Below are 20,735 nucleotides of genomic sequence, written 5' to 3'. Positions count from 1 at the left end.
CTAAAGCCGCACGAGTCGCTTTTCCACCCCGCGCTAAAGCAGCAGGGCTATCAAGCTCCCGACCTATTCACGTATTCCCAAGTGCGATCGGGAAACACCCACAGTTGGACGATGTGGGCGGCGCAACTGTTCAGGACGTCCTGCAACTGCCGCCGGGACTCCCGCAGGGCGGATTCCATCTGTTTGTAGGCGCCGATGTCGGTGTGGGTGCCGATCATCCGCAGGGGCCGGCCGTCCCTGTCCCATTCCACCAATTTGCCGACGGACAGAATCCACTTCCATTCCCCGGTTTTGGTGCGCTGGCGGAATTCGACCCGATAATCCGATCGCCGCCCGGCGATGTAGTCGCCGTAAACTTGATAGGCGGAGGTCAGGTCGTCGGGGTGGAGGCGATCGAGGAAGTCGGAAAAGCTCTCTTGTCCCATTTCGTCGGGGTCGTAACCCTGGATTTCCCAATATCGCGGCGAGACGATCGCCGAGTCCCTCTGACAATCCCAATCCCAGATCCCTTCTCCGATGCCTTGAATCACCAATTGATGGCGTTCTTGAATGTCTAAAAATTCGGTTTCTAGCTGGCGATAGTTGGCGATCGGTTTTAAAATTAACAAATGGCGGTCGGGGGTAAAATTGGCCGCGGCGCGATATTCGACATTTCGGGGGCGACCGTTTTTCCCCATCACCGTTCCCGTCCCTTGAAGGACGTCATTTTCTGCCAGTTTCTCGGCAATTGTCGCCAACTCCTCGGATGGGCTGAAGGCTTCCCAACGGTCGGATAACGGGCGGTCGGGGTCGATCCCCAGCAGTTCGCAGGCTGCCGGATTGGCCGCCGCCAGCCGTCCCCTTTGATCGACCAAGAGCATCGCGTCAAATGCGTTTAGAAATAGACATCGAACCTGGGGATCGGAGATGCTGTCGGATGGGGGGCGATCGGATAGATTGAGAAAACCGTCAAAATGATTCATGGGACTGAGAGATGGTTAAAAATAGGTGAATCGATGTTTATAAAATCGTAAAACTTCCTTACATTGGATGATTTTTGCTGCAATTTAGATGGATTATACCCGTCTAAAATTCCGGTTTTTTATGGCAAAGAATTGGCTTTATCAATTTTTTTTTATTAATTTAAAGTTAATTTTTGACATCAACATTTTCTGATTTTACCATATTCTTATATCCGATAAAAACGATCGCCTCAGCAATTGTTCCTGTCAATTTTGACACCACACCGGTTGCCACCGAGCGATCGCGGATGGATCGGCAAGCAGAACCCCAACCGCCGAGTCCGAGTCCGCCGCAGTCTGTGACTCTCGGAAAAATCGCGTCACAATAGTTAACAACAGAATTCAGGAGTTCTTCTACCGTGACTGCGACACCCACCGTTTCTACCCTCGGACAGACGGGAATTGAAGTCCCGCCCCTGTGTATCGGCACCTGGTCCTGGGGCGACGGTTTATTTTGGAATTACGGCAAAGACTACGGGGAGGCGGAGGTTGAGGCGGCTTTCCACGCGGCGATCGAGGCCGGTGTCGGCTTTTTCGACACGGCAGAAGTCTACGGAAACGGGACATCCGAGGAACTGCTGGGGCGGTTCATGCAGAAAATCGATCGCCCCGTTTTAATTGCCACCAAATACGGTCCGGTGCCCTGGCGAATTTGGGGACAGTCCGTGGCGGATGCCGTGACGGATAGTTTGCGGCGGTTGCAGTTGGGGCAGATCGACCTGTATCAGGTCCACTGGCCGTTTACGTTTTTTATGAGCCAAGAAACGTTGATGAATGCCCTGGCGGACGAGGTGAGAAAGGGCAGAATTCGGGCGATCGGCGTGAGCAATTATTCAGCCGAGGAAATGCGGACCGCCCACCAAATTTTGCAGTCCCGGGGCATCCCCCTGGCGACGAATCAAGTCCGCTATTCTCTTTTGACCCGCAAAGTTGAAAAGGTCGGAATTCTGGATGCCGCCCGGGAATTGGGGGTGACGATTCTCGCCTACAGCCCCCTCGCCCAGGGATTGTTGACGGGTAAATACACCCCGGAAAATCCCCCGGAAGGGGCGCGAAAATTTGACTCGCGCTTCAAAGAATCGGGGTTGAAAAAAATTGAACCCGTCCTCAAAAAAATGTACGAAATCGGTCAGAATTACGGCAAAACCCCCGCCCAAGTCGCGTTAAATTGGGTGAATGCCCAACCGGGTGTAATCGCGATCGCGGGGGCGAAAACGACCACTCAAGTATGGGACAATGCGGGTGCGATCGGTTGGCAGATGAGCCCGGAGGAAATCGCCAGTTTGGAGGAAATGACCCGGCCCTGGCTGGATAAATAGGGTCTTTTTATTGACCTTTGCAAGGGGGCGGAGGAGGCGGAGGGAGGGGAGTCGGGAGTCGGGAGTCGGGAGTCGGGAGGGAGGCAACGGTCAAGCGGAGGGAGTCCAGAAACGGGTTGAACATCTGGACCGCTTGGGAATCAATTCCCGAGGGCGCAAGCCAGGGGCCCCTACCAGCTCAAATCATCTAAAGATGATTGGGGAATTTTTAGGGTTCAAAAACTGAATTTGATCTGAACTTGCCTCCTCTGCCTCCCCACACCCCAAACCCTACACCCCACACCCTACACCCTACACCCTAAAATAAATTGACCCGTCGCAAATCCAAATTTAGGGGATATTCGGGGCTCAAATTGGGGGGCGAAATCTCGACTTTTCCGGGCGTGTGCCCCATCGGAACGAACCGTTCCAACATCCGGGATTCCGCCTCCCGTTCGTTGACGGGGAATGTTTTGTGAATGATGCCGTTGGGGGGGTTGACGTGGTAGGTGCAGCCGCCGAGCGATCGCATCGTCCAAGTGTCGATAATGTCGAATAACAGGGGACTGTGAGACTCGATGGAGGGGTGTAATAACGCCGCATACTGTCGCGCCCGGAACCGCACCCCGCCGACATATTCCCCCATGTTTCCGGTCGATTTTAACGGCACTGGATAGCCGTTACAGGTGACGACATAGCGGCTGGAAAATCCGTCCAAACCGGGGGAATTGCCCACCGCGCCCCGCAGCATTACCTGCAATCTTTCCATCGAGGAATCCACATAGCGGGCGGTGCCGTCGCTGCCGGTTTCTTCCCCCAAGACGTGCCAGGGTTCGATCGCGTGTCTCAACTCCAGCGTCACGCCGTCGCGGGTGATTTCTCCGTAGGGGGGAAACCGAAATTCGACGAAGGGTTTGAACCAACTTAATTCAAACGGATAACCCGCCGCGTTCAACTCTTGTAAAACTGCCCCCAAATCTTCCTCAATAAAATAGGGCAGAAGGAAGCGATCGTGAAGCGTCGTACCCCAGCGAATCAACGGCTGGGTGTAGGGATGTTCCCAGAACCACGCCACGAGCGATCGGATTAACAGCATTTGCAATAATCCCATGCGGGGGTGGGGGGGCATGGCGAAGGCGCGAAACTCCAACAATCCCAACTGGTTGCGGTAGTTTTCCACCGGATAAAGTTTGTCGATGCAAAAGGCGGAACGGTGGGTATTTCCGGTGACATCAATTAACAGATTTCGCAATAGGCGATCGACCAATTCCGGCGGCACTTCTCGCCCCGGCTGCAACTCTTGAAAGGCGATTTCCAATTCATACAAACTCTCGTGCCGCGCCTCGTCCACCCGGGGCGATTGGCTGGTCGGCCCCACAAATAACCCCGAAAACAGATAGGATAAACTGGGGTGATTTTGCCAGTAGGAAATCAGACTCCGCAACAAGTCCGGACGGCGCAACAGGGGACTTTCTTCGGCCGTTTTGCCGCCGATGGTGATGTGCGCCCCGCCGCCGGTGCTGATGCGGCGTCCGTCGATCGCATATTTTTCCGTCCCCAGCCGGCACAGTCGCGCCTCTTCGTACAAACTGGCGGTAATTTTCACCAATTCTTCCCAATTTTTTGCCGGGTGAATGTTGACTTCGATCACCCCCGGATCGGGCGTAATTTGAAAGCCGACGATGCCATCATTTCCGGGGGGGGTATAGCCTTCAATTAAAACCGGAATATCGACCGTTTTGGCGGTATTTTCAATCGCTGTAATTAAATCCAAAAAACACCGCGCCGAGGTGATGGGCGGCAGAAAAACGTGAATGCAGCCGCCCCGAACTTCCACCGCCATCGCCACCCGCACAGAATTGTCCGGCAAATTGATGGGTTCGGAACCGACGACGGCGGGTTTATGAGTGAGGGGAACCCGCGCTTCCGGGTGCAATTCTTCCGCCCAGGCGATCGCATTTAAAGGCAGGCGGAACCCCAGCGGCGAATCTCCTTTTAATAAAATTAATTTCTCGTCCGGCAATTTCCAATCGCAGCTACTCCACCGCAATTCCCCTTCCCACAAAACCGGCAGAATCGGCAACGCGAACCCCGCCAACTCCTCCGTTTCCAATTCGTAGGTGGGAATGATGGAGTTCTGATTAATTCCCAACTGTTTTGTCAATTCCCGAATCACCGTTTCCGCCTGGGGGACGGTGTAGCCGTAATCCTTGCCGTCAACCGCCATCAAATTGCGATCGCGCCAAATCGGCGTCCCGTCCTCCCGCCAGTAACAGCCCAGCGCCCACCGGGGCAGTATTTCGCCGGGATACCATTTTCCCATCCCGTAGTGCAGCAACCCGCCGCCGGAGGAAAATTTATCTTTCAGACGGTGCAATAACTGCCCCGCCAATTGCCGTTTTTCCTCGCCCAAAGCCTGCACCTGCCACTGGGGAGACTCGAAATCGTCGATGGAGACAAATGTGGGTTCGCCCCCCATTGTCAACCCCACGTTTAACTGTTGTAATTTATCCTCCACCAACCGTCCGAGGCGATCGATATTTTCCCACTGAATTTCGCTGTAAGGTTTGCTGACTCGGGGCTGTTCTTCGTGGCGAGAAACCGTCATTGAAAAATCCAGGTGGGACTCGCAGGGTTCCGCCGTCCCCTGGACGGGCGCGGCGGCTTCGGGCTCGGCGGTGCACACCAGAGGAATGTGTCCTTCTGCAGCCAAAAAACCGGACGTGGGGTCCAAACCGATCCACCCGGCGCCGGGGATGTAAACTTCCGCCCAGGCGTGTAAATCGGCGTTATCGGCTTCGGGTCCCGGCGGTCCGTCGAGGGAGGGAACGTCTTCTTTGAGTTGAATTAAATAACCGGAAACGAAGCGGGCGGCGAGTCCGTAGTGCCGCAGAATTTGCACCAGCAGCCATCCGGTATCGCGGCACGATCCGATTTTCTTTTGCAGGGTTTCTTCGCAGGTTTGAATGCCGGGTTCGAGGCGGACGGTGTATTCGATTTCTCGGGAAAGTTGTTGATTGATGTTGAGGATAAATTCGGGGGTGTAGATGTCCGATGCGCGGTTTTTTTCGACCCAGTTTTCGACGAGTTCTCCGGAATCGGCTATTTCTAAAAATGGAATCAGTTCTTTGGCGAGTTGTTTTTCGTAGTTGAATGGATAGCGTTCGGCGTAGCTTTCCATCACGAAATCGAAGGGGTTGATGGGGTGGAGATCGGCGATCAAATCCACTGTGACGGTGAGGCGATCGCTTTTTTGGGGAAAGTTCACCCGCGCCAGATAGTTGCCGTAGGGATCTTGTTGCCAGGTGATACTGTAATCTCGCGGTTCGATGTTGAGGGAATAGCTGTTAATGGGGGTGCGGCAGTGGGGAGAGGGCCGCAGTCCGATGGTGTGGGGGCCGAGAATAACCGGGCGTTCAAATTGATAGGAAAGCTGGTGGTTGAGGCTGACTTTAATGGACATGATTAAGAAGGGTGTGGGGTGTGGTGTGGGGTGTGGAGTGTGGGGGCAGTGCCTCCGTGCCTGCCTCTGGCAGAAACCTTCCACACGACATCGCAGGCATTGCATCGGGCGCAAGCTTTGCGCCCCTACAATTTTGGGCGGATTCTCGAATATCTTTTAATGGGATATCTGGCGAAATCCGCCCTTTTTTTATTTCCCCTTTGTCGCGTTAATTGAGTTGGTGGCCGCAACTGCCGCAGAAGCGATCGTCGGGTTTGACACTGGCACCGCAGTTGTTACAAAAGCGCCGGGTTCCCCCCGAGGAAGATGAGGAAGATGAGGAAGAAGATCCCCCCATTTTCATCTCCATATTGCCCATCCGCATTTGCATCGGGTTGGTGCCCATTTCCATGTCTCCCATTTTCATGGGTTGCATGGGTTGCATGGGTTGCATGGGTTCCATCTGCATGGGTTCCATCGGTTTCATCGGTTCCATCGATGGCGAGGATGCGGGGGTGCTGGAAACCTGTTGGACGGACATCTGCTGGGCGCTTCCGAGGGAGGGGGTCTGACCCATGACGCTCATGCTGCTTCCCTGGAGTTGGACGAAGTGTTCGCCCTGGGCGGTTTCAATTTTTAAAATTATTCCATTTCCCGTCCGGTAAATTGAGGGCGGGGAAGTCCAATTTCCAGTTTGAAAGCCGCTGCTTGATTGTTGTTGCTGTCCGGGAGCACCGCTGGCGGTCGTGATCAGGGTTTGCCCTCCCTGATTGTCTAAGTAAACTCTTTGGCCGGTGCCTAGCTCGCATACATAAGGCATAATGGCCTCTTCCTACCATAAGAAACATCTAACCCTAACATTGTAGGATTGTCGCTTCGCAGACTTGGACTTCTTAACATTTGTGTTAGAAGTGGCGCGAAAATGGTGTATATTGTCAGGTTTTCGCCGCCATTACTCCGACGGTGGAAAGTGGCCCCGGGGGTTCCGGTGCGATTCTGCTGCGGAGATGTCAGGCGATCGCGTATCATAATGTTGAATAGGTGTTCAAGCCGTTCGTATACCGTTTCACTTCGATCAACAATGTCTCACCCAACCACTCGTCCCATCGGTATCGATCTGTTCGCAGGTGCGGGGGGATTCAGCCTGGGGTTTGAACAGGCGGGATTCGATGTCGTGGCGGCGGTGGAAGTCGATCCGATCCATGCTGCGGTACATTATTATAACTTTCCCGACTGTGCCATTTTGCCGCGATCGGTGTCCGACATTTCCGGAGATGAAATCCGCAAAATTTCCGGCATCGGCGATCGATCCGTTGATGTCGTTTTCGGCGGTGCCCCCTGCCAGGGATTTTCTCTGATCGGACAGCGCATTCTCGACGATCCGCGAAACGCTTTGGTGCGGGACTTCGTGCGACTCGTCACCGAACTGGAAACCGATTATTTTGTCTTCGAGAATGTCAAAGGATTGACAGTCGGAAAACATCGCAAGTTTTTGGACGAACTGATCGAGACATTTGAATCGAACGGATATCGGGTCGCCCAACCGTGGCGGGTTTTAAATGCGGCAAATTTTGGCGTTCCCCAAAACCGAGAGCGCCTGATTCTACTCGGTGCGCGTCAGGGTTTGCCGATTCCCGAATATCCCCAACCCATCACCCGTCCGGCGGGAAGTAAAAGAGGGAAACAAGAAGAATTGCCGGAAAGTCCAAATTGCCGAGATGCATTGGACGATCTCCCGGATATCGAAAAATTTAAAAGTTTAAAAAAAATTGATTTTGTCGCAACGGAAAAGTGGGGAAAGCCGAGTCAATACGCCGAATTCATGCGTTGCTTGAGTGATGATGCCTGGGAATACGGTTATCGAAGAATTTTTAATTCCCGGCTGCTCACTTCCAGCCTCAGAAGCAATCATACTGATACTTCCCGACGGCGTTTTGACGAAACAGAACCGGGTAAAACAGAACCCATTTCCCGATTTTTTAAACTCCCCCCCGACGGCGTTTCCAATACTTTGAGAGCCGGGACGGATTCCGCCAGGGGCGCGTTTACCAGTCCCCGTCCCATCCACTACGCTTATCCCCGCTGTATCACAGTCAGAGAAATGGCGCGTTTGCACAGTTTCCCCGACTGGTTCCGATTCCACGAAACCAAATGGCACGGAGCCCGCCAGATCGGAAATGCGGTGCCGCCGTTGTTGGCGCGTGCGATCGCATCTTCCCTTCTCGATACAATGGAAATCACACCTCAGCGTCCAGATCGGGTGATTGATTTGGGTTCTGAGAAGTTATTAAAAATGAATATGGCTGAAGCATCGAAATATTGGAAAATTGACGTGCCGATTCGGAGCCGCGATCGCACCGATAGACTTCACAAACGAAGGCGAGAATAAATTCAACTATAATGAACATATAAAATGGGAGGAAAGAATGACTCTAGCAAAAGATATAGAAGAAATGCGATCGACCATCGAGGGAATTGAATTTCCCCCCGGAGATATAGAAAGTCAGGAGCCGCCATTGGAAAGCTATCTACACCTTCAACAAATCATCCTTCTCTTAAAATGTCTGGAATGGCTTTGGAAAGATCGTCAGGATTATTTTGCCGCCGGAAATCTGACAATTTACTACAGTCCCAACCAGAAAAAGTCCGAGTATTTCCGAGGGCCGGATTTCTTCTTGGTACGGGATACGGAACGGAAACCGCGAAAAAGTTGGGTGGTGTGGCAGGAAGATGGCAAATATCCCAATGTCATCGTCGAATTATTATCGGATTCGACCGCAACAACAGATCGCGGCGTGAAAAAACGCATCTATCAAGACGTTTTCCGAACCCCGGAATATTTCTGGTTTTCTCCCCATACCCTGGAGTTTAAAGGATTTGCTTTGACTCGCGGAACCTATGAAGCGATGCAACCCAACGAACGGGGATGGTTGTGGAGCGAAGAAATGCAACTGTTCTTGGGTGTGGAAAACGAACAACTGCGATTTTTCACCCCCGAGGGGCAACTCGTTCCGACTCCGGAGGAAGTGGCGGAAATGGCACAAAAGCAAAACGAAAAAATGGCTGCAAAGTTGCGAGAATTGGGAATCGATCCCGAGCAATTGTGAGGGGAACACTGAATGAATTAAAAGTCCCCCTTTTTAAGGGGGATTTAGGGGGATCTCGATCCTCGTTCAAAGTGGAGATCCCCCCCAACCCCCCTTATGAAGGGGGGAGAATTGTTTTGACAGTCCTCCTTGTTAACCGAGTTTTACGTTAAGTGTCCCGTGGATTTGTTATCCGTCCAGTCCTGCTCTTGCTCCCAAGTTTCTTGAGTTCGATCTAAATTGGCGTTAATTTCGGCGGCAACTTGGTCGAGTTTGTCTGGGGAGAGTCCCACCTGTTTGGGAGGCAAGTTTCCCGCATCTAAGCCGACACTCACTTCATCTAGAGATTGATTTTTTTCGTTCTGATTTTCCGGTGTTTTTTCGGTGTTAGTCATCAATTATTCTCCTTGATAATTCAATTAAAATGGGATGTCCTCATCCAGTTCCCAGTTGTGGGCTTCAACTGTCGGCGAGGTTTCTATTTTATCCGATCGCGGGTCGGGTGTTTCGGGACGTTCCAGAGTTTGTTTCGCCTGTTTGATTTTCTCAAATAGCGTCGATCGCGATCGCGGGGATTTTCCCGTCAGCCGATCGAGCCCGTATTTGGCTTTCAGGCGATCGCGAAATTCCTTCGTTGGCGGTTCTTTCGACTGTTGAAAATCCGCCGCCGTGTAGACCGGAAGCCGCGATCCCAACCGTTCCACCGGCATATCCGGCAACCGAACCAGAAAATATTCCCTCGGCCTGCGAATACTTTCCGCCCGATTTTCAATTTCCGTGAGAATTCCCATCACCTGAGACAGGTCGTGAGATGCGATCGCCACCTGCACTTCAATATCGCCCAGAGGAATTCCCGACGCCTCCGCCCGTTCTAACACATCCGGCGGCAAATGTTCCAAATTCGGGGGTGCGATCGCCGCTTCCAGACTCGCCAAAGCCTCCCGAATTGCGGCTTGCATCTCCCGAACTCGGTGAATTTTTGCCCGTTCTGGGGGAACCGTTTCCACCCAGTCCTTTAGTTGGTTAGTGGTGGTTTCTAATTGTGCGATCGCTTGTTTGATGTACTCGTAATCCATTTTGTTGTATAATAGGAGGAAATAAAACCACAGAGGCACAGAGAACACGCCAGATGGAGTTGAATGAGATATCGGGGCGGGTGATTGGGGCTGCAATAACAGTACATCGGGAGTTAGGGCCGGGGTTGCTTGAATCAGCTTACGAGAAATGTTTGGCTTATGAATTGCGACAGCGAGGGTTGACAGTCGAGGAACAAATTCCAGTACCCGTAGTTTATAAAGGCATCAAATTAGAGTGCGGGTATCGCCTAGATTTGTTGGTTGAAAAGCGCATCATTGTCGAATTAAAAGCGGTCGATGCACTCCTACCCATTCACGATGCCCAACTTCTCACCTACCTCAAACTTTGCAAACTCCGCCTCGGACTCCTCATCAACTTTAACGTCCCCATCCTCAAAAACGGCATCAAACGCCTCCTCAACAATTAACCCCTCTCTCTTCTCTCTGTGTCCTCTGTGCCTGGAGTGGTTCAAAAATCATTAAATCTCCTCAAGTTCCTGAGTAGATTGCCATCCCGGTTCCCAAAGTCTCCGATCTTTGAGTTGTTTGGCATTCAACCAAAAGCGAACCGTCGGGTCGCAGGACGCCACCAGTTCGGCAAACACCCACTGGCCCTCATTTTTGCGGTTGACAACCTGAAAATGTCGCCAACCCCAGGTTTTTCGAGTCGCCGTCCACTTGGAACCGACGAGATGGGGGAATTTTTGCTTTTTCGGCATGGCAATTGTGGATCTTCTCAATTCTTAATTGTGCCAGAACGGCGATCGCGGGAAAATAGGCGAGTAGTCAAGCATTGAGTTCCAAAACGATTTTATGACCATCAACGACACCCACCGCATCATCCCCCCCCAGTTGAACGTACCGCCCCGACTGCTACTCGGCCCGGGACCCTCCAACGCCCATCCCCGAGTCCTGCAGGCGATGGCGATGCCCCCCATCGGACACCTCGACCCGAAATTTTTGGAACTGATGGATCAAGTTCAAACCCTGCTGCGCTATGCTTGGCAGACGGATAACGCCATGACCATCCCCGTGAGCGGGACGGGAAGCGCCGCGATGGAAGCCACCCTCGCCAACGTCGTCGAACCGGGCGACGTGGTACTCGTGGGGGTGATGGGCTATTTCGGAAACCGCCTCGTTGATATGGCGGGACGCTACGGCGGCGACGTCCGCAAATTGACGAAACCTTGGGGTGAAGTCTTCAGTTTGGAAGAATTACGAAAAGGCTTGGAAGAACACCGCCCCGCCGTGCTGGCATTGGTGCACGCCGAAACCTCCACCGGGGCGCGTCAACCCTTGGAAGGGGTGGGAGAATTGTGTCGGGAATTCAACTGTTTATTATTACTCGATACCGTCACCAGTTTGGGCGGCGTCCCCCTATTTTTGGACGAATGGGGTGTCGATTTGGCTTACAGTTGCAGTCAAAAAGGGCTGGGCTGTCCGCCGGGAGTTTCGCCCTTTACCATGAGTCCTCGGGCGGTGGAAAAGTTAAATAAACGCCGCACTCCGGTGACGAATTGGTATTTGGATATGTCGTTATTATGTCGGTATTGGGGGAGCGATCGCGTCTACCACCACACCGCCCCCGTCAACATGAATTACGGCATCCGGGAAGCGTTGAAAATTTTGGCGGAAGAGGGGCTCGAAGCCAGTTGGAAGCGCCACCAAAGCACCGCAGAATTATTCTGGAACGGGTTGGAGGATGTGGGGTTAACCTGCCACGTCGATCGCGAATTTCGACTGCCCACCCTGACGACGGTTCGCATTCCGGATGGGGTGGATGGGAAAGCGATCGCGCGTCAATTATTGCTCGAATATAATATCGAAATCGGCGGCGGTTTGGGGGAACTCGCCGGGAAAGTTTGGCGGGTCGGCTTGATGGGTTATAATTCTCGCCCTGAAAATGTGCTGCTGTTGTTGGCGGCGTTGCAGCGGGTGTTGTAAGGCGATCGGAAAAGAAACCGGGTTTCTATGATGATTTTTTTGTCCTAACCGCAACATTGCTGAAGAAACCCGGTTTCTAATCTCTAGCCGATCGCCCCAAAATTAGTATTATCAGCAAATATGTCGGTATCTGCCACGCCTTGAACGATCGCTAAATAATCGCCATTAAGCTGAATGGCAGTAGAAGCCACGGGCGATGCTCCATCAATTTGTAAGTTAACGGGTTCAAAGGTCAGTTGGCTCAATACTAAATTGTTAGTCAAACCGATTATGTCTGCTCCGGGTTGAAAGTCTGTGATGACATCCGCCTGTTCCAGTGGGGTTGCTACAGTTCCATTAATTGCGATGACAAATACATCGTTGCCTGCGCCTCCAACAAGGATGTCTTGGCCGAAATCGCCCCACAGCCAATCGCCACCCAAGCCTCCTGAAACAACATCGTTTTCGCTACCCCCTTGCAAGAGATCGTTGCCGTCTCCGCCATTGAGATGATCGTTATCTGTACCTCCCAAAATTAGGTCGTCGCCGGTATCGCCGTAAATTAGATCGGATGCTTCCCCGCCGAATAAAGAGTCATTGCCAGCGAGTCCGTTGAGGGTGTCGCTGCCTTGGTTGCCATCAATATAATTTGCTCTTTGAGTGCCGGTGAGATTGTCGTTGCCGTTTAAGGCGAGAATGGGAGTTTCTGCAAATTCCGGGGGTATGGCGGTGTCATCGTTTTCTGTTAAGTAATAGAAGCCGTTGCTAAAGGTATTTTGGAGCGTGCCGAGGTTGTTGGGTACGGGGGTGGCGATGGAGACGGTGTTGAGTGTGGGGGGTACAACGCCACCCTCGCCTGGTGATGTGCCGCTACCGTTGATGGTGAAGGATGCTTGGTCGTCTTCATCGGGGTTATTATTGTTCGGGGCGGAGTCGGTATCAAGTTCCTCAATTCTGGTGACTTCGGCACTGTTGGTTAGGGGACCTCCGGCGTTGACTTGGGCGATTATATCTAGGGTGCGATCGAGATTATCTCTCATGTTGCCCACATCCCAGATGCCGGTGTTGGCATCGTATTCTCCCTGTTCGGGTAAGCCGGATATGTAAGTTAGTCCGGGTGGTAACAGGTCGATGACTTGAACCCTACTTGCCACTCCAGGACCGTTGTTAGTGAGGGTGAGGGTGAATGTAACTTGGCCTCCGATTTGGGGCGTGGGGTTGTCTGCAGTTTTGGTGAGTTCGAGGTCAACGGGTTCTGGAAATACGGGGTTGACAAAGACTGATTGGGTGAAGGTGTCGTTGTTGGGGTTGGGGTCGGTTTCGTCGCTGGTAACGGTTATTTCGCTGTCGAGGACATCGGCTACTAATGCGGTTCTGGTAATGGTAACGGTGGCACTTTGTCCGACATTCAGAGTACCAAGGTTGGCTTTGACGGCGGTGTTGGTTGTTTCGGTTGTTCCTTGGCTGGATGTGATCTCATCAACGGTTGCTTTGAAGGGTAGGCGATCGCGAAAGGTGACATCGGTGGCTTGGCTGGGGCCGTTGTTGGTGATCGTGTAGTTGTAGGTGAGTTGGTCTCCCAGGTTGGCGGCAGGTGGGGTGACGTTGGCAATGACGGATAGATCGCTGGTGTCTCCTACTGCGTTGGTGGTTCTGGTTTCTTGAGTTTCTGTTGTTAGTGGGTTGGTCATGGGTTGGGTTTGGCTCAGGATGTTTTTGGGGAGAGCGATCGCTTTTTCCAGGGTTTGAGGAGGGCGATCGCTTTTCTGCGGTTGGCATCAAACAGATCTTTGGCTATTTCGATTATGAACGAGGAATGTTTAGTGTCTCTCCTGGGAAAATCAGGTCGGGATTACCACTGCGAATATCGTTGTTGTTGTAGAGATCGGGATATCGGTAAGGATCGCCGTAAACCTCTTCTGCAATATCCCATAAAGTATCTCCATCTTTAACTTCGTAGGTTTCATCCGGTGTTGTGGGAGGTGCGGGTGGCTCTGGATTAGCTGGCGGCGGATTATCGAAATAGTCTGGAGGCAGTTTACAAGCATCTCCATCAGTTGGTTCTGGCGGTGGTTCAGGCTGATTGGGAGGTTCATTTGTTGGTTCTGGCGGTGGTTCAGGCTGCTTGCGGGGTTGATTGGTTGGTTCTGGCGGTGGTTCAGGCTGATTGGGAGGTTCATTTGTTGGTTCGGGTGATGAGTCAGGTTGATTGGGAGGTTCATTTGTTGGTTGCGGTGGTGATTCAGGTTGATTGGGTGGGTTAAGCAAAGCATCTTTTGCTACAGATTTAATTTGTGACTCTACAGTATCTTTGAGTACCTCTTCTCCCGTTTGTTTTAAAGTCTCAGGTAGATCTTTGAAAGAACGAGGCAATTTACCAGGGCCAGTAGCAGCCGAAAATGCAGTATCACCTAGGATCTTATCAGCGTCAAAAGATTCGCCACGATTCGTGACATCAAAGACTTCTTCTGTAGTACTGCTGATCAATCCTCCTGCTCCTCCTGCTCCTATTGCTGTTATTATTGTACCCGCTCCGAGTGCTGGGAGCGTTGTTGCAACAGCGAGACCAGCCCCTGTTCCTAAACTACCTGCAACGAATCCTTCTCCAAAACTTTTACCCTGCAATGCATTAATTCCACCTCCCACTAAACCACCAGCAACAATAAGACCACCAACAACAACAAGTGGTGCGATTTCACCAGTTGGATCGCTAAAAGAAACAGGATTATTGAAAACATATCGATATAAATTGGCATCCCCCGCACCAAATCCCAGAGGGTCTTCACTCAAAAACCTTCCTATTGCTGAGTCATAGTATCGCGAGCGATAATAATACAATCCCGTTTCCCCATCAAACTCCCGACCCGTGAACAAATAGCGATTGTCAACTGTCGGATCGGTCTGAGAGAGAACATTACCAAAGGAATCGTAAGCAATATGGTTGACCAAAGCACCGCTATTATCAACCAAATCTCGAACAGTTCCCAAATGATCTGCTAAATGCCAGAAAGTATTGCCAGCAGCATCTTCTTGCGCCAATATTCCATCAACTAACGGCCCGTGCAGATACCGCTTATTCAACGCTGGTGGATTTCCCGCAGTCACGCCATCATTATCTACGAACTCCAACAGCACATCATCTCCGTCGTAAACGAAATGAGTAACTACAGCAGCCACAGCATCTTGAGGATTGCGATCCACCGCCTTAGCAATGCGCCGATTTAAAGCATCGTAGGTGTAATCAACCCGTTGAGTTTCATTACCCGTCGCATCCTGATCTACAACGGCAACCAGACGATTGCGGTAATCCCATTCATACTCGCGAACGGCACCGGTGGCAATTTCAGTTTGGCGGATGAGATTGCCTTCATTATCATAGTCGTAGCTGTAATTATCATCCGACAGAAAACGGTTTGCTCGATCGATCTCGTTATCATTGCTCGCTTGAGACGCGATCCGGTTGCCGTTAGCATCGTAACGGTAGAACTCATCTGAATTGCTCCTATTAGCACGATTGACAGCAACGAGCTGACTGCGATCGTCGTAGGTGTAGTTAGTCGTGCCATCACTATTTTCTACCTGGGTAATCTGACTGCCAGCGTCAAAGCTGTAATTGTGGAACGCTACTGGGGATGTATCATTACTATGAGTAATTTCAGTCAAGCGATTGATGTCATCATAAACATAATTGCTGCCCGTTACAAATTGATTGCCATTGGCATCGGAAAAACGATTGGTGTTGGTCAACTGACTGATTGCATCGTAATCAAAATCAACCAACTTGTCGCTGACACCATTTCCTTCCTGAGAAATTGATTTAACTTGGTCTAGAGCATTGTAGGTGTAGCGGTTAGTACCTCCTGCTTGTCCGTTAATACTATCGGCAACCGAGAGGAGATTATCTACAGGATCGTAGGTATAGTTGAGAACAACGTTGGGAGTACCTAGCGTACCTGCATTATCGATTGCAACCAGACGATCCAGTTCATCATAGCTGTAACCGTAGCGCGAGTTGGAATCGCGGATTGCAGTCAGTCGATTTACCGAATCATAGGTAAAATTGGTGGTTTCAATCGGGTTTCCAGCCTCATCTAGCCAGATTTCTGTCATTGGCCGATTTAAGTCATCGTAAGTAAAATTGCGAACTCGGTTATTGGCATCAACAGTCGCAATTAAATTACCAACTTCATCGTAGTTAAAATTACGAGATGCACTCAGAGAATTGGTCTCAGATATCTGACGATTGAGGGCATCATAGGTAAAGCCAGTCACGTTGCCAACTGGATCGGTAATCGCCAGCAAGTTGCCTGTAGCATCGTAGGTATTGGTAATGGTATTGCCAAGAGGATCGGTAATCCCAATCGTCCGATTTAACTCATCGTAGGTAAAAGAATTCTTGCGCCCGAGTGGATCTGTAATTTCAGTAACATTGCCTATGGCATCATAGGCTGTAGTGACGGTATTTCCTGAAGCATCTACAATATTGGTTTGTCGATCTAAGTCGTCATAGACCAAAGACATAGTGCGACCCAATGCGTCGGTTGTTGCGGTGAGATTACCATTGGCATCATAAGTAAAATTCGTAGTATTGCCCAAAGCATTGGTAGTCGCTATTAGCTGATTGAGGGGATCGTAATCAAAGGAAGTCGTTCGACCGAGCGCATCAGTCACAGCGGTTAGGTTGCCCACGGAATCATAAACTGATGTGGTCGTATTACCTTGAACGTCGATGGTGCTAGTTTGGCGATTGAGGTTGTCGTAAGTAAACGAGGTTGTCCGATTGAGGGCATCAGCAATATTCGTGAGATTAGATACAGCATCATAGGTGAGGCTGGTGGTTTTACCCAGGGCATCAGTGATATTTGTTTGCCGATCTAAATCATCATAAGTAAAAGCTGTTGTGCGACCCAATGCGTCGGTTATTGCGGTGAGATTACCATTGGCATCATAAGTAAAATTCGTAGTATTACCCAAAGCATCGGTAGTTGCGATTTGCTGATTGAGGGGATCGTAATCAAAGGAAGTCGTTCGACCGAGTGCATCAGTTACAGCTACTAGGTTGCCCACTGAATCGTAAGCTGATGTGGTCGTATTACCTTGAGCATCGATCATGCCGGTTGGACGATTGAGATTGTCGTAGGTAAAGAAGGTGGTGCGATTTAAGGCATCAGTAATGCTGGTTAGGTTGGCGGCTGAATCATAAGTGAAGGCTGTCGTGTTACCCAGGGCATCGGTAATTCCGGTTTGTCGGTTTAAATCATCATAAACAAAGGAGGTGGTACGACCCAGCTTATCGATTTCTGCGATAACGTTATTCACTAAATCGTATGCAGTAGAGCTAACATTACCCAAGGCATCAGTGGTAGTCGTCAAGCGATTTCGGGCATCATAAATATATGCAGTGGTATCGCCACGAGCATCAACAAATGAAGTCAAATTATTGTCGATGTCATAGTCAAATAAGGTTGTTTTTCCCTCAGCATTTACAATTGAAGTTTGACGATTTCGAGCATCATAATTGTATTCAGTTTCACGACCCAAAGGATCTACAAACGATACAATATTACCTTCACCATCAAATTCAAAGGTGGTTTCTTGATTGAGGGGATCAATGATTTTTGTTTGACGATTTAAAGGGTCGTATTCATATTGAGTAATATTGCCCGAGCGATCGCTGGCAGATATCAAATTCCCTGCCAAGTCATATTCGTAACGAGCTTCTTGATCCAAAGTATTGCGAACCCGGCTCAAGCGACCCATAGCATCGTATTCAAATTCAGTGCGGTTGCCGTTTTCATCAATACTTACAGTTCTGTTACCCAAAATATTGTATTCAAACCTTCGTGTCGCCTCATTAGGGGTTCCCACCGCAACAGTAATTTCAGCTAAATTCCCAAAGGAATCGTAATCATTATCCGTCACCCGTACCAAAGCATCGGTAATCGTATCTACCAACCCCTGGGGCGTATAGGTAAAGCGAGTGATCAAATCGTCATCGCCACCCACTTGCCCCACGACCTCAGTTATAGTCAGCAAATTGCCGTTGTCGGGGTCAACTTCATAGAGAGTTTGCCGACCCAACTCATCCGTCACGCTGGTGACTTGATTGAATGTGGGGTCATAAGTAAAAGACTGTTGGGTATTGGCAGCACTTGCGATCGCATCAACAACCGACAGCAAATTGCCCCGTTCGTCATAGCTAACAGCGGTGACATTACCACGAGCATCGGTTTGACTGGCAATCAAATTATCCTCATTTCGAGTCACCGTCGGTAACGCCCCCACCTCGTCAAACGACGCAACAATTTGCCCCATTTGGTCGAGTACGTTATTGATAACCTTGCCGTTAGCATCTACATAGGTTGCCACCGGGTCGGCATCTAAAACAAATGCGGATGGTGCGTTCGTGGGGTCAACGGTAGCAGTCGGTGCGTACAAACCCTGCAACTGCACCGGACTATAATCAATTTCCCGACCATCTTTTAAAATCGCGCGATCGGCTCGACCTGCCAAGCCATAAATCATCTGTTCGCGATTCCCCCGTTGGTCGGTTTCACCCGTCATCCGATGCTCTCCATCATAGTCCCAAGTTCGCTGGGAACCATCGGGGTCAGTCACTTGAATCAAATTACCCGCTTGGTCATATCTCAACTGAGTCACCCGCCCTGCCGGATCGGTAATTGTGCTAACCTTGCCGTTAGTGTAAGCCAGAGTCGTGGTCAACCCCACAGGGTCAACAATTTCGGTTAACTGATTCGCACTGTCATAAACGTAGCGGGTCTGATTGCCATTCCGGTCTTCCATCAATTCAAGTTTATTTTCGCTGTTATAGCGATAAATTGTCTGATTTTTAAGCGTGCGTTGGAACGTGCCATCCGCCAATTTAACCAATGTAGAAAAGTCACCCGGAGGAGAAACATAAGCCTCGCCGGGATTGGCTGGCGGTTCATATAACAATTCACTGCCATCGCCATCAACCAGCAATACCGAACCGTCGGAACTTTCTACCAACTCCTGCCATCCTGCCACTCCCCAACCGCTACCGAAGGGACTGTCAATACTGTTGACCACCAAAAAATCGCCCGTTGTGGTATTAGAATTTCCTGTAAAAACGTCGTCAACTAATTCTCTCAATCCACTGGTCAAGTCGTAACTATACTCGCCGGTTGGGGCATCGCTCATATCCACTTCCAAAGAAGCGGTAACATCATTCGCTGCCCCCGAACCATCATCAGGAATAGACCAGAGGTGTTCCCCCCCATCCAGTCCAAAATCACTGCCCTGATAACCCGGTAGTTGGACGTTAAAATTATCACCATTAACCGCCAACTCGGCAACCAAACGGGTATCCGAATCGGGAACTACATTATCAAAACCAAAATAGACAATTTGATTGGGATCTGCCCGCATCGAGTCGTATGTCAGCACAAACCCTCGATTAGCACTTAAAGACTGATAAGGTACTAATTCGTGGGTTTCCAAAACAGCCCCAGAATGCAATTCGACTTCCGAAGTTCCCGGCGCCGTCCCCTTACAATCTTCGTTGCCATCCTCCTCATTTCGTTTTTCTTCTTCAGGATCTCGCTCCTCCGGCCCATCAGGTCCGTCCGAGTCTAAATCGTCCTCATCAGGAAGTATACTCAAATCAGTGGTTACTGTGTAATCCCACTGAGTGCCTTCATCGTTAGTGGCTAAGATGATTTGTACTTGATTAGAATTTCCTTCAGGAACATCAACTTGTAAGAAGCTACTGCCCGATATGAACCCTGTATCTAGTATATTTTGGCCTCCATAACGCAGGATTAAGCGATCGGGTATGGAAAACATTTCATATTGAATTGCCAAGGGAACAGCACCAGGAGTTTCCAATACTAGAGTTTGATTGCTACCTTCAAAACCACCACTATCTGAAACTGCTGCTTGTTCGATTTCAATAACTAGCCCATCTATATTAAGAGTTGCCCAGTCGTCCTCGGCTTTTAACTGCTGTAACTGCTGGGGATCTAAAATTCGTTCTTGCACGAGATTGGCAAATATTTCTCCCTCATCTCCCGTCGCATCAAAACCATTAATTTCTTCGTCGATATAATGGCCGAACTCCTCAATAATTACAGAAGCTATCGCCCCCGCATCCCCCGAATTTTCCGACAAAAATTCCCGAGCCAAATAAATCGTTTCCGTCTCTCCAGCAAAAGCACCATTCGCCCCATCAATCAAATCGCGATTGACAATCTCAATTTCTGGCAGAACCTCCAAGTCTCCCCCAGATAAAGTCATTTTAAAAACATCAAGTTTTTTCTCATCGTAACGATTGCCAAAAGCCAACTCCATCCCCGACTCAAATTCGGGGCGATCGGCAAACCCTTGCAGCAACTCCCGAACCTTTAGTAGCGCCTCATCAACCATTCTATCGACAGCAAAGTTACCATCTATAAGCAAATCTTCGCCATCTTTTTGTAGCAGTTCTCCAGTATTGCCTGTCAGTAAATCTCCTGCGTCATCCGTGTCAATAAAGCTTGAAAACCCCAATGAAAAGCCATTTTCTGTCGCTTCATTTTGTTGATTTAAAAGCAAGCTGTCCTGCCCTTCCTCTATATATTCCGTGGGCAGTCCCAAAGTCAAAGTCCCAGCCTGATGAGAGTTGGAAATGAAAGAGCGATCGCCTCCTAAACCAAAACTTTCTTTCTCAACCGGGCTGATGCCCAGAATCTCTGTTTCTGGCATGAAAGAAGTTGTTTCCGAGTTGAAAATGCTATTCATTTTTCTTGCCTGATAATTGTTTTTGCCGTGGAATTCATCAATTCTCTTATTTCCAAATCAAATTTACTACAACCACCGTCTTTCGCCTCAATTATCGTATCAGTTTTTCCACTAAAAGTTTTGACTCCTGACAAATCCAATTGGCTGTT

General features: G+C 50.1%; 14 protein-coding genes. 5 read left to right on the top strand and 9 right to left on the bottom strand.

Features of this window, described 5'->3' with window-relative positions; genetic code table 11:
* Positions 1-50: 50 nt before the first annotated feature.
* Complete coding sequence (locus LKE08_RS17085; protein WP_324705455.1) at positions 51-962, bottom strand: PAS domain-containing protein; 912 nt, start codon at positions 960-962, stop codon at positions 51-53.
* 166 nt (positions 963-1,128) lie between these two features.
* On the bottom strand, positions 1,129-1,377 hold the full coding sequence (locus LKE08_RS17080) for a hypothetical protein (RefSeq protein ID WP_324705454.1): 249 nt from the start codon (positions 1,375-1,377) through the stop codon (positions 1,129-1,131).
* Here LKE08_RS17080 and LKE08_RS17075 point away from each other — a divergent pair.
* Positions 1,361-2,320, top strand: coding sequence for an aldo/keto reductase (locus LKE08_RS17075; protein WP_324705453.1), 960 nt, complete (start codon positions 1,361-1,363; stop codon positions 2,318-2,320). The two genes, LKE08_RS17080 and LKE08_RS17075, sit on opposite strands and share 17 nt — an antisense overlap.
* 298 nt (positions 2,321-2,618) lie before the next feature.
* Here LKE08_RS17075 and LKE08_RS17070 read toward each other — a convergent pair whose 3' ends face one another.
* Both LKE08_RS17070 and LKE08_RS17065 read right to left on the bottom strand, forming a co-directional pair.
* Positions 2,619-5,762: a transglutaminase family protein gene (locus tag LKE08_RS17070; protein WP_324705452.1), complete on the bottom strand. Its 3,144-nt coding sequence runs from the start codon at positions 5,760-5,762 to the stop codon at positions 2,619-2,621.
* Positions 5,763-5,970: 208 nt separating this feature from the next.
* Positions 5,971-6,561 (bottom strand): zinc ribbon domain-containing protein, encoded by a 591-nt coding sequence (locus LKE08_RS17065; protein ID WP_324705451.1) that lies wholly within the window; start codon positions 6,559-6,561, stop codon positions 5,971-5,973.
* A 261-nt stretch (positions 6,562-6,822) separates the two neighbouring features.
* On the opposite strand from LKE08_RS17065, the gene LKE08_RS17060 reads away from it, so the two are divergent.
* Together LKE08_RS17060 and LKE08_RS17055 are read left to right on the top strand one after the other, a co-directional pair.
* Positions 6,823-8,130 (top strand): DNA cytosine methyltransferase, encoded by a 1,308-nt coding sequence (locus LKE08_RS17060; RefSeq protein ID WP_324705450.1) that lies wholly within the window; start codon positions 6,823-6,825, stop codon positions 8,128-8,130.
* Positions 8,131-8,167: 37 nt separating this feature from the next.
* Entirely contained in the window at positions 8,168-8,848 is a 681-nt protein-coding gene (locus LKE08_RS17055; RefSeq protein ID WP_324705449.1) for a Uma2 family endonuclease, read from the top strand.
* Positions 8,849-8,991: 143 nt separating this feature from the next.
* Here LKE08_RS17055 and LKE08_RS17050 read toward each other — a convergent pair whose 3' ends face one another.
* Complete coding sequence (locus LKE08_RS17050; protein WP_324705448.1) at positions 8,992-9,222, bottom strand: hypothetical protein; 231 nt, start codon at positions 9,220-9,222, stop codon at positions 8,992-8,994.
* Positions 9,223-9,246: 24 nt separating this feature from the next.
* Complete coding sequence (locus tag LKE08_RS17045; protein ID WP_324705447.1) at positions 9,247-9,903, bottom strand: hypothetical protein; 657 nt, start codon at positions 9,901-9,903, stop codon at positions 9,247-9,249.
* A gap of 53 nt (positions 9,904-9,956) precedes the next feature.
* Between LKE08_RS17045 and LKE08_RS17040 the strand changes: the two genes are divergently transcribed.
* Entirely contained in the window at positions 9,957-10,331 is a 375-nt protein-coding gene (locus LKE08_RS17040; RefSeq protein WP_324705446.1) for a GxxExxY protein, read from the top strand.
* 51 nt (positions 10,332-10,382) lie between these two features.
* On the opposite strand, the gene LKE08_RS17035 is transcribed toward LKE08_RS17040, so the two are convergent.
* Entirely contained in the window at positions 10,383-10,622 is a 240-nt protein-coding gene (locus LKE08_RS17035; RefSeq protein WP_324705445.1) for a TIGR02450 family Trp-rich protein, read from the bottom strand.
* Positions 10,623-10,716: 94 nt separating this feature from the next.
* Here LKE08_RS17035 and LKE08_RS17030 point away from each other — a divergent pair, with 94 nt between their 5' ends.
* Positions 10,717-11,847: an alanine--glyoxylate aminotransferase family protein gene (locus tag LKE08_RS17030; RefSeq protein ID WP_324705444.1), complete on the top strand. Its 1,131-nt coding sequence runs from the start codon at positions 10,717-10,719 to the stop codon at positions 11,845-11,847.
* Between the two features lie 83 nt (positions 11,848-11,930).
* Here the strand turns inward: LKE08_RS17030 and LKE08_RS17025 are convergent, their stop codons facing one another.
* Together LKE08_RS17025 and LKE08_RS17020 are read right to left on the bottom strand one after the other, a co-directional pair.
* The gene (locus tag LKE08_RS17025) at positions 11,931-13,517 is read right to left on the bottom strand and encodes a hypothetical protein (RefSeq protein ID WP_324705443.1); all 1,587 of its coding nucleotides are present in this window, start codon (positions 13,515-13,517) and stop codon (positions 11,931-11,933) included.
* Between the two features lie 112 nt (positions 13,518-13,629).
* The gene (locus LKE08_RS17020) at positions 13,630-20,586 is read right to left on the bottom strand and encodes an RHS repeat-associated core domain-containing protein (protein WP_324705442.1); all 6,957 of its coding nucleotides are present in this window, start codon (positions 20,584-20,586) and stop codon (positions 13,630-13,632) included.
* Positions 20,587-20,735: the final 149 nt, after the last annotated feature.

Source organism: Lyngbya sp. CCY1209, assembly GCF_035615495.1.
Classification (GTDB): domain Bacteria; phylum Cyanobacteriota; class Cyanobacteriia; order Cyanobacteriales; family Microcoleaceae; genus Limnospira.
Note: the sequence above shows the minus strand (reverse complement) of the source record. Positions and strands in the feature narration are given on the sequence as shown.